Annotated in this window: 16 protein-coding genes; 7 read left to right on the top strand and 9 right to left on the bottom strand. The window is 42.1% G+C overall.

The genetic code is table 11. The features are described 5' to 3' along the window. Nucleotides 1-878: 878 nt before the first annotated feature. Together VJB08_07360 and VJB08_07365 are read left to right on the top strand one after the other, a co-directional pair. Nucleotides 879-1,091, top strand: coding sequence for a type II toxin-antitoxin system HicB family antitoxin (locus tag VJB08_07360; protein ID HLD43772.1), 213 nt, complete (start codon nucleotides 879-881; stop codon nucleotides 1,089-1,091). Further along, nucleotides 1,084-1,308, top strand: a complete 225-nt coding sequence (locus VJB08_07365; protein HLD43773.1) for a type II toxin-antitoxin system HicA family toxin — start codon at nucleotides 1,084-1,086, stop codon at nucleotides 1,306-1,308. The genes VJB08_07360 and VJB08_07365 overlap by 8 nt, the downstream gene beginning before the upstream one ends. Nucleotides 1,309-1,427: 119 nt before the next feature. Here the strand turns inward: VJB08_07365 and VJB08_07370 are convergent, their stop codons facing one another. The 4 genes from VJB08_07370 to VJB08_07385 all read right to left on the bottom strand — a co-directional run bounded on the left by VJB08_07370 (nucleotide 1,428) and on the right by VJB08_07385 (nucleotide 3,712). Beyond that, nucleotides 1,428-2,084, bottom strand: a complete 657-nt coding sequence (locus VJB08_07370; GenBank protein HLD43774.1) for a hypothetical protein — start codon at nucleotides 2,082-2,084, stop codon at nucleotides 1,428-1,430. Next, nucleotides 2,077-2,286: a hypothetical protein gene (locus VJB08_07375; GenBank protein ID HLD43775.1), complete on the bottom strand. Its 210-nt coding sequence runs from the start codon at nucleotides 2,284-2,286 to the stop codon at nucleotides 2,077-2,079. Before VJB08_07375 ends, VJB08_07370 begins: the two co-directional genes overlap by 8 nt. Then, a complete protein-coding gene (locus VJB08_07380; GenBank protein ID HLD43776.1) occupies nucleotides 2,283-2,498 on the bottom strand; it encodes a hypothetical protein in 216 nt (71 codons plus the stop codon). The genes VJB08_07375 and VJB08_07380 overlap by 4 nt, the downstream gene beginning before the upstream one ends. A 242-nt stretch (nucleotides 2,499-2,740) precedes the next feature. Then, nucleotides 2,741-3,712, bottom strand: coding sequence for a Fic family protein (locus VJB08_07385; protein ID HLD43777.1), 972 nt, complete (start codon nucleotides 3,710-3,712; stop codon nucleotides 2,741-2,743). A 46-nt stretch (nucleotides 3,713-3,758) separates the two neighbouring features. Here VJB08_07385 and VJB08_07390 point away from each other — a divergent pair, with 46 nt between their 5' ends. Further along, a complete protein-coding gene (locus VJB08_07390) occupies nucleotides 3,759-3,917 on the top strand; it encodes a hypothetical protein (GenBank protein HLD43778.1) in 159 nt (52 codons plus the stop codon). Nucleotides 3,918-3,987: 70 nt separating this feature from the next. Here the strand turns inward: VJB08_07390 and VJB08_07395 are convergent, their stop codons facing one another. Genes VJB08_07395 through VJB08_07405 form a run of 3 tightly spaced genes read right to left on the bottom strand, consistent with a single transcriptional unit; the run spans nucleotide 3,988 to nucleotide 4,819 of the window. Further along, entirely contained in the window at nucleotides 3,988-4,191 is a 204-nt protein-coding gene (locus tag VJB08_07395) for a DUF2061 domain-containing protein (GenBank protein ID HLD43779.1), read from the bottom strand. Beyond that, a complete protein-coding gene (locus tag VJB08_07400; GenBank protein ID HLD43780.1) occupies nucleotides 4,192-4,629 on the bottom strand; it encodes an aspartyl protease family protein in 438 nt (145 codons plus the stop codon). A 1-nt stretch (nucleotide 4,630) separates the two neighbouring features. Continuing rightward, the gene (locus tag VJB08_07405) at nucleotides 4,631-4,819 is read right to left on the bottom strand and encodes a DUF5678 domain-containing protein (GenBank protein ID HLD43781.1); all 189 of its coding nucleotides are present in this window, start codon (nucleotides 4,817-4,819) and stop codon (nucleotides 4,631-4,633) included. A 231-nt stretch (nucleotides 4,820-5,050) separates the two neighbouring features. On the opposite strand from VJB08_07405, the gene VJB08_07410 reads away from it, so the two are divergent. Then, nucleotides 5,051-5,365 (top strand): hypothetical protein, encoded by a 315-nt coding sequence (locus VJB08_07410; GenBank protein ID HLD43782.1) that lies wholly within the window; start codon nucleotides 5,051-5,053, stop codon nucleotides 5,363-5,365. A gap of 496 nt (nucleotides 5,366-5,861) precedes the next feature. Here VJB08_07410 and VJB08_07415 read toward each other — a convergent pair whose 3' ends face one another. Beyond that, on the bottom strand, nucleotides 5,862-6,119 hold the full coding sequence (locus tag VJB08_07415; GenBank protein HLD43783.1) for a hypothetical protein: 258 nt from the start codon (nucleotides 6,117-6,119) through the stop codon (nucleotides 5,862-5,864). A 92-nt stretch (nucleotides 6,120-6,211) separates the two neighbouring features. Between VJB08_07415 and VJB08_07420 the strand changes: the two genes are divergently transcribed. From VJB08_07420 to VJB08_07430, 3 genes are read left to right on the top strand one after another with little or no spacing between them, the layout of a single operon-like run. Further along, nucleotides 6,212-6,505, top strand: coding sequence for a hypothetical protein (locus tag VJB08_07420; protein ID HLD43784.1), 294 nt, complete (start codon nucleotides 6,212-6,214; stop codon nucleotides 6,503-6,505). Nucleotides 6,506-6,539: 34 nt separating this feature from the next. Continuing rightward, entirely contained in the window at nucleotides 6,540-7,181 is a 642-nt protein-coding gene (locus tag VJB08_07425) for an RNA ligase family protein (protein HLD43785.1), read from the top strand. Continuing rightward, nucleotides 7,178-7,495 (top strand): hypothetical protein, encoded by a 318-nt coding sequence (locus VJB08_07430; protein ID HLD43786.1) that lies wholly within the window; start codon nucleotides 7,178-7,180, stop codon nucleotides 7,493-7,495. Before VJB08_07425 ends, VJB08_07430 begins: the two co-directional genes overlap by 4 nt. A gap of 46 nt (nucleotides 7,496-7,541) precedes the next feature. On the opposite strand, the gene VJB08_07435 is transcribed toward VJB08_07430, so the two are convergent. Beyond that, nucleotides 7,542-7,974: hypothetical protein (locus VJB08_07435; GenBank protein ID HLD43787.1), on the bottom strand; the 433-nt coding region annotated here is incomplete at its 5' end.

Below are 7,974 nucleotides of genomic sequence, written 5' to 3' on the forward strand. Positions count from 1 at the left end.
GAGCATAATCGTAGATGCATTCCCCTTTTCCCAGAGCCTCAAGATATCTCCCTTTCATTTTTCCAGCCGTTTTAGGTTTGGTATCGTGTCTGTGTTTATAAACGTTATTATCTCCAGCTTGTCAAGCTTCAATTCGAATATAATCCTTAAAAAACCTTCCTTTCTTCGAAAAAAGGCAGCATACCTTCCATTTTTCTGCAATCCAACTCCTTTCGGGCTCTCTCTTAAGAGTGCATGTATCAAGTCTTCTTCCTTAAATATTTTCCTCTGCGAATCGCTTAAATGATCCAGGGCGTGAGGACTTACTTTGATTCTTTCTTTATTGAAAATTCGGGGTTTAAGACGTGGGCTTTAGCCCGAATTTTCAATCCCGAAAACCGCACGATCAAAAACCCCGACATTTAGGTCGGGGATTAGTGCGGTTTTCGTTATACTTAGAGAGTATTTCATTGTATCTGTCAGTTTCAATTACCTCAATTATTTTTGTAGTGTTCATCAGGAGGCATCTCACGAGAAAGCAGTGGTAGGAAGTATTTTAATGTTTTCATGATGGAACTAACGAACAAGCAACCTCTTTAAACATCCCTTCATTCTCAAGCAGCAATGGACAGGAAGAGCGCGGGGGTCTTGGTAGGGGCATTTTGAAAGAGACTTAACTTACTTTTTGACTGTCATCTTCCACTCATCACCAAATAAGAGATGATCTGCTCTCCGTCAGAAGCATTGAAGCCTTTGAGGAAGAAGGATAGAAGGATTAGGAGGAGGATTGGCGGTTTCACGGTCTTTTTGCAATACTCTTAAGAAATGAGATATTTAAATTCTCCCCTCCAAAAACACAAACAGAAACTATTTAAAGAGCGGTACCTTCTTGAAGAACCATGAAATACCGGGTTGTGATTGAGCAGGATGAAGAAGGGATGTTTGTGGCAGAATGCCCGACATTGCCTGGCTGCCTCTCCCAGGGCAAGAGCCGCAGCGAGGCAGTGAAAAACATCCGGGATGCGATGCGCGGATACCTCATAAGCCTAAAAAAGCACAACGAGGCCATCCCTCCCTCAATTGATGAGGAAGTTGTGGAAATCCATGCCTAAGTTGCCAAGGCTTTCTGGAAGAGACATTGTACGGGCCGCGAGAAAGTTGGGATACGAACTGGACCATCAGACAGGAAGCCACATGATCCTGCGGCAGAACAGTGCGCCTTATCGCCGCTTGACCGTCCCCAATCATAAGGAGCTTTCAAAAGGAACATTGCGGGCTATTATCCGGCAGCTTGGTCTGGCCAGAGAGGAATTTCTTGGACTGTTGTGAAATGCTTATGGGAAAAAACTTAAAGGTTTTTACCCGATTGATTATGGTTTTGCGGAGCTGCATCCCCCAACCTTTTTAGACATCCCTTGATTATGGACAGGAAGAGCGCGGGGGTCTTGTTAGAATACCACTGAAGACAAATCTCCATACCCCTTTAGAAAGATTAGATTCCAGTACAGGGCAAATCTGATTAATGGCGCATCCCCATACTTGTCTTTTACTCCATAACGACCGTACTCTCGTATAAGGCTTCTTAAGACGTTTCTCGTATCATCAATAGCGGCTTTAACCCTTCTTCCTGTAACTAAAGATAGTACTGTAGTTGCATACGGCTTTATGAAGACCTTCATATTTTTATCTTTTGAAGGTGTTGATGATCTGGTGGGATCTATCACCACCATAAACTGAGCCTCATAGCCTATATATGCATCTGCCTTGCCTTTTTTAACAGCAATCTCCCCGAGTTCCTGCGCTGAATCACAAGCCACTGCATACGTTATTGTAGAAGCCAAGAGATGGATGTTGCTCTCTTCCAAAATGATATGACCATTATGGCCCGCAATCGAATCCTTATCCCCATGGCCATGCAGAACCATCAGCCTTGGGCTGCCCTTTCGTATCGACTTTTCAAAATTCTCCTTGGTCGCTTTTGGGCCTTCGAGATTAATTATCGTATACTCTTTTCCTATCGCCCCTATTATACTTTCGGAGAAGTAGTGCATGCATGCTGTAGGAGGGTCATATCTGGGGCGCATGAACAAGATCGTTTTAGTCAATTTCTCCCCTGCTTAAGCTCTGTATCATCCTGAACTGCACTTCCACAATCCTTTTGCCAAGTTCTGTCCTGTTTCTTACCTCTTCCAGCATCTCCGCAACCGTAATCGGCTTGCCCATGAGCAATACCTTTGCATTCCTGTTTAGCGTCTCCAGCCGGGCTATAACAAGATCCTCTATCTCCTTGCTGCTATTGTTGCTCATAGTATCTCCAATTGTTTCATCTTTTTTAAAATTTTTTCGCCTAATTTTGTTTTTCCTTCTACTTCATCGTATGCCCTGTTCCATGTGTATGGCCTTCCTTCTATAAGAACAATGATCTGGCTTCTTTCATCATCAGGCAGATTAGAATACGCTTTTTTAAATGCTGGCATTAAGTCCTTCATTTTCTCCTCTTTATCTGCATCACATGCCATGTTTATATATCTTTCTCTGACCCGTCGGCATATGCGGGGTTTATTAAACGCACGATTTTGGACAGCGGATTTGGGTTTTTGCTTGGGAGGGATGTTATGGCTGGAGAATTGGGGGCAGGCACCAATGTTAAGGTTTGCGCCATCAACCTTTTTAGACATCCCTTGATTATGGACAGGAAGAGCACGGGGTCTTGTTAGGAGCATTTATCATTCTGTCAGCACTGGCTATCTTATTGGCGCCTTCATAAATAATGATAATAAACCTCAAAGAATTTACGATGGGTTTGTTTAGCCTTCTCAAGAGCAAACCTCATAAGCACCACATATGTTCCTAAATCAGCAGCCTGAAGCGCCTTGAGATACCTTTCCCTCACTGTTTTTCTTATGATGATGGGAAAATACCCTCTTTTGATCAATATATAATTGAGCAGCATTCGCCCGATTCTGCCATTCCCATCTGCGAAGGGGTGGATCTTCTCAAATCGATGGTGGAATTTAAATGCTAATTCAAGCGGATACATTGCATCCTTATTGTCCTGATACCACGTTATCAGCATCTTCATCTCTTTTTCGACGTGCTCGGGTTTGGTTAATTCAAGATCTCTGCCAAGCAGGATATTGGGCACTTTTTTATAACCAACCCGATTATCAATATTCTTCATGATTTTTTTGTGCAGATTGATGATAGCTGATTCAGTCAGCTCCCTCTTCGAATCAAAGAGATCCGAAAACACCATATAGGAATTCTTTGCATCATAGACCTCTCTCAGGTCAGCAGAGCTCTCTACCTTATCCTCAAAGACGATCTCTGAGAAGTTTTTTAATGTGAGCGAGTTGCCTTCAAGAGCGTTTGATTCGAATACAAAGTTAGCGACGAACCTCTTTTTAACGTCCATCCAATCCTTGCTGTGGAGAGATTTCCTGATTTCGTGGTATTTAATGTTCATTTCCTCAATCTTCTCTACTTCAGAAAGATCGAGAGGATATTCAAGATGAGCGTATCTCTTTCGTATATCCTTCATAACCAAAGCATGGGTTTTCCTGTCCACATCAAGCGCAAAATCCTTCATGCCTTTTTTTATCTGGGCATCGGAGACCTCACCTTTCCTGCCGAGGTACTTGCTTATCTTAAACACTGTGTTTTTTATTCGCAGGGTTTTATTTACGTAGAGGTAGGGTATCCCCTTCAGCTTCCTTTCCTGAACAAAGACCATGGCGCTGGTTACACCTACATATATTTAAATCTTTCTATTTGTGTAGGTGTATCCTCACAAACGGGTATTTTGGAGAAGACGGCAGCAGGATTTTCTGCATGTAAGGGATGCGGGCGGAATTGGGAGCAGGGAGCTGGATGGCTGGAGAACGGGGCAGGATGATCCTCAATCAAGGTTTGCAACAACCTTTTTAGACATCCCTTGATTCTCAAGGGGCAATGACAAAGAGTATGAGGGGGTTCTTATATAAATCTTCGGAATCACTGTTTCTGAAGCTATCCTCTCCTGCCCCAATTAAGCCTGTTCCATAGCCTTTCGTGGAGGTAGTAGAAGATGAGCTTTGCAATAACCTCAAAAGCCCCTACTCCCAAGGATATCCTGACATTTCCTGTAAATGTAAACACTATTGTGATGGTAATCAGTGTTGCCAATACTCTCCAGCTGATTGTCTTAGCCAGGGTTCGCTTGTGGTGGTCCATTTAATAGATCTCCTTTGGATTGATCCTTTTTAATACCACCTTCTGCTCGTCTTGTTTGAAGGTTATATGGAAATGCTCAAAAAACCCATGCCTGCCAAGAAGCAACGGAACGTCGTTATCATTATCCTGGAGGATAAGGGCCGGGACATCCAGAGAATACCGCTCACGATTTCCTTCAAGCATAAAGCGCAGTCTGGAACGCTTCACCTTAACTTTTCCGCCAATGCCTCCTGTCTCGGTTGATGCTGCATTTTCTTTCATCCCAAGCAAATCTGCCAAATCCCTTGGAACAACAGTAGTGTCTGCCCCAGAATCAACAAGGCCCACTACTTTCATTACCTGCTCAAACTTATTTCTTACAATAACCGGGATAAATGGCGCATGCCGCAATGTCCCATCTTTTCTTGGAACATGGATGTACCTGTATATAATCGGCATTTTAGAAAATCAACGTGTCTTTTTTTGGGAGCTTAGCAATGGTCGGGGCAGGGCGGCATTGTTTTATCTCCTCTTCCAGCTTAGCCAGGCTCTTGTCATGTGCTACTATCTTATCCCTGCATATCACTATCCACTCTCCTACATAGGCTGATAAATCCATTCCCTTTGGAAAAACATCCTGGGCTGCCATAGGTGTTGTATGTGCGTATGTGCTTATAAACCTTTCGCGTTGCCTGTGTTTTCACAAAACTGATTCTGGACAGGATGGCAGTTGAGGGGAGAGAAAGGGGCAGGATGATCCTCAATCAATGCTGGCAACAGCCTTTTTAGACTTCCCTTGATGAACCAGGACGGGAGGGGCGTGGGGGTCTATCCAAATTTCAGTAAATCTTAAATATACTCCTATCCCTGACTGGGTACTATGTTAAGGGTACTCTTTGACACAAACATTTATGGATTCCTATTAAAGGAAAAAGATTCTCAAGACATAGAAAAGAAAATAATTCAAGACAAGGAGTTCATTGTTTATGGGTATAGCCCAATAAGAAAAGAGATCCGGGCAATCCCCCGAGTCTCAAAATTAAGCAAAAAGGCAAGGATTAGGATCCTGGGATTGTATGATTCTATCACAGGCAATCATTTCCTTAAGGATTCAATACAGATCACCCATTTGGCCAGGAAGTATTATGATTGCTACCGGAATTTTGGAGGCATTGGGATACAAGTATCAGGATAGACTTTATGATTGTTGCGTGCGCAAGCCTTAACAAGCTGGATATTGTCTATTCTGCTGACAATAAAACCCTATTGAGCAAGCAGGCTTTAAAGGCGTATAAACATATCCATATCAAAGAAAGCTTAAAGCTGCCAACCTTCTTTACTTACGAAGATCTCCTTGTAAGATTCAGAAGCCTAAGTCCTTCAGCTTGAAGACTTTTCTTGTAGAAGCCTCTATAAACTTATTGATGTCTCTAATAAACTCCGCGTCTTTCCCAGGTTCTTTGATACTTTTCACGCATTATGCAATACTCCTGGCTTATTTAAACTTTTCGAGTGAGTTCCTGGCAGGGAGTTTTTACCAGACTGATTCTGGGCAAACGATGGCGGGATTCTCCGGTTATGGCAGTTGAGGGGAGAGAAAGGGGCAGGATGATCCTCAATCAAGGTTTGCAACAACCTTTTTAAACATCCCTTGATTAGCTGCGTATATGGACAGGAGGGGCGTGGGGGTCTTACTTAATCTGCTTTAGAGTATCCTCCCCATTCTTATGAACCCTGTACAATTTACCAATCTTATCTTCGGGGTTGAGGCAGAGGATAAGCTTTTGATCCGTTAGTTCCTTGAGTGTTGCAGAAGCTTGGGACATAGCAATCTTTAATGATCCCTTCACATCATTTGCAGAAACAGGGGTTGAGGATTTGGATACCAGTATCAATACGCTTTTTCGTCTTCCGCCCCTCTTTAGCCAGGCAACCAAGCTCCAATCCATACTCTTGTTTTTGTTAACTGAATATTTAAATTAAGTTAAGAAAACATTAAGAAAAAGAAAACCTTAAATAGGGGCAGGGCTTCGCTCATGGCATGAGAAAATGCATTCATTGCAAGCGGGGATACAAAGAATTCATGATGAGCAATTATAATCTTGGACTTTGCAGGAAATGCTTTGATGCTTTTGAAGATAGGATTGACAGAGATGACTCCATTGACGAAGTGACTCATAAAATAACCTGCCCAAAATGCAGACATACTTATGACTTTATCGTTGATGAACAATGCAAGACAAAAAACTGCAATGTCTGGTTTTTCTGGGATGATCTGGACTGCAGGGTGATTGCACGATGGGTTACACTTGGAAAAGCTGCCTCAAAGAAGTGACGTAGCTCCTGAAACCAGAAGAAACAAGGCGCATATGAAATACCCAAAGATTAATACCTTATGGAAACGGGATGCAAACAATGCCATTATTGAAGGAGAGTATTCCTGTCCCGAATTTGGAAACATACAGAGATGGCACATAACTGAAAAGATTGACGGGACCAATATCAGGATTGTTTTCACTCGGGAGACGTCAACATTAGAATTCAAGGGAAGGACTGATGATGCAGAGATACCAAAAATATTACTGTCCAGATTAAAAGACATCTTCACAGAAAGGAAAATTTTGAATCAATTCTCGGATGCGCATACTGTTATATTATACGGGGAAGGGTATGGCAACAAAATCCAACGAGCTGGTAAACATTACAGGGATGATCGCTCGTTTATTCTTTTTGATGCCCGGATTGACGGTTGGTGGCTGGAGCAGCATAATGCGGCAGATATTGCGCATAAGCTATGTGTAGACTATGTGCCTTATCTGGGCATCGCTTCAATAGAAGGGGCAGTTCAGAGACTAAAAGAACAGCAGAAAAGCATGATATCGAATACTCTCATCGCAGAAGGGATCGTTGCGAGAAGCCATCCTTTAATGCTCTTTAGGGATGGAACTCCTATTATGTGGAAGTTGAAAGTGAAGGATTATGAAAAAACCAAAAAAGTAATGTTTCAATGAAAAAAACAATATCGCTAACACTTTTGAAACGAGCAGGATACAAAGAATACGAGGATGGTCTGGGCAATAAAACTTTTCAAAAGAAATTTGTTGATAAGAAGGGTACGAAGTACTATATCCATTGCTCTTACTCTTCCCTTGTTGGAAGGATTTTCTGGGAGTTTTCAATGAACTTAGAGATAGAACAAGGAGCTGTGGAATTCACAACAATCCAATGGTTCAACGAGGGCTCAGGAAGGACAATCAAGGATGTTGAGGATTACTTTGGATGGCTGTGGAAAGCTCATAATAAACCGTATCACGAATTGTATTGATGGGAAGAGTTCTCTGAAGACGACGGGGAAGGGACGTAGTAGAAGATCACTTATCTTCTTTTCTCAGAATAACCACCAACCCAGCAAAAACAGCCAATGAGATGATGTACGACACCAGATAGGTGTTGAATCTCCGGTATCTCAACTCAGCATCACCTTTATACTCATAAACATTCGTTGTCCCTTCTAAGGGCTCTTGCTTTCCAAGCTTCCATCCTTTGTTATAGGCATCTGTGAAGATAACATACTTCTTTTCAGGCTTGCTTATTGTGTAGCTTATAGGGCTGTTTTTCTTGTAACTGAGGGTATACAATGTTTCTAAATCATCGCTTTGATAGAATTTGTTTATTTTATATTTGTTTTTCAATAAAATCAGAGTATCGGTTTCATTAGCCAATTCTAAATCCGTATCATTTAACAGCCATTCATGCCTTATATAGTCAGCTTCTTTTGCCAGGATAATGTACTTTACATTTATC

It is taken from the genome of Candidatus Nanoarchaeia archaeon (assembly GCA_035290625.1).
Taxonomy (GTDB): domain Archaea; phylum Nanobdellota; class Nanobdellia; order Woesearchaeales; family DATDTY01; genus DATDTY01.

Bases quoted from the DNA above. Each gene is read 5' to 3' on its own strand.
- VJB08_07365 (HLD43773.1), top strand. From the start codon at position 1,084: ATGCCTAAGTTGCCAAGGCTTTCTGGAAGAGACATTGTACGGGCCGCG.
- VJB08_07375 (HLD43775.1), bottom strand. From the start codon at position 2,286: ATGAGCAACAATAGCAGCAAGGAGATAGAGGATCTTGTTATAGCCCGG.
- VJB08_07405 (HLD43781.1), bottom strand. From the start codon at position 4,819: ATGGCAGCCCAGGATGTTTTTCCAAAGGGAATGGATTTATCAGCCTAT.
- VJB08_07430 (HLD43786.1), top strand. From the start codon at position 7,178: ATGAAAAAAACAATATCGCTAACACTTTTGAAACGAGCAGGATACAAA.
- VJB08_07400 (HLD43780.1), bottom strand. From the start codon at position 4,629: ATGCCGATTATATACAGGTACATCCATGTTCCAAGAAAAGATGGGACA.
- VJB08_07425 (HLD43785.1), top strand. From the start codon at position 6,540: ATGAAATACCCAAAGATTAATACCTTATGGAAACGGGATGCAAACAAT.
- VJB08_07360 (HLD43772.1), top strand. From the start codon at position 879: ATGAAATACCGGGTTGTGATTGAGCAGGATGAAGAAGGGATGTTTGTG.
- VJB08_07415 (HLD43783.1), bottom strand. From the start codon at position 6,119: ATGGATTGGAGCTTGGTTGCCTGGCTAAAGAGGGGCGGAAGACGAAAA.
- VJB08_07385 (HLD43777.1), bottom strand. From the start codon at position 3,712: ATGGTCTTTGTTCAGGAAAGGAAGCTGAAGGGGATACCCTACCTCTAC.
- VJB08_07380 (HLD43776.1), bottom strand. From the start codon at position 2,498: ATGGCATGTGATGCAGATAAAGAGGAGAAAATGAAGGACTTAATGCCA.
- VJB08_07395 (HLD43779.1), bottom strand. From the start codon at position 4,191: ATGGACCACCACAAGCGAACCCTGGCTAAGACAATCAGCTGGAGAGTA.
- VJB08_07420 (HLD43784.1), top strand. From the start codon at position 6,212: ATGAGAAAATGCATTCATTGCAAGCGGGGATACAAAGAATTCATGATG.
- VJB08_07410 (HLD43782.1), top strand. From the start codon at position 5,051: ATGTTAAGGGTACTCTTTGACACAAACATTTATGGATTCCTATTAAAG.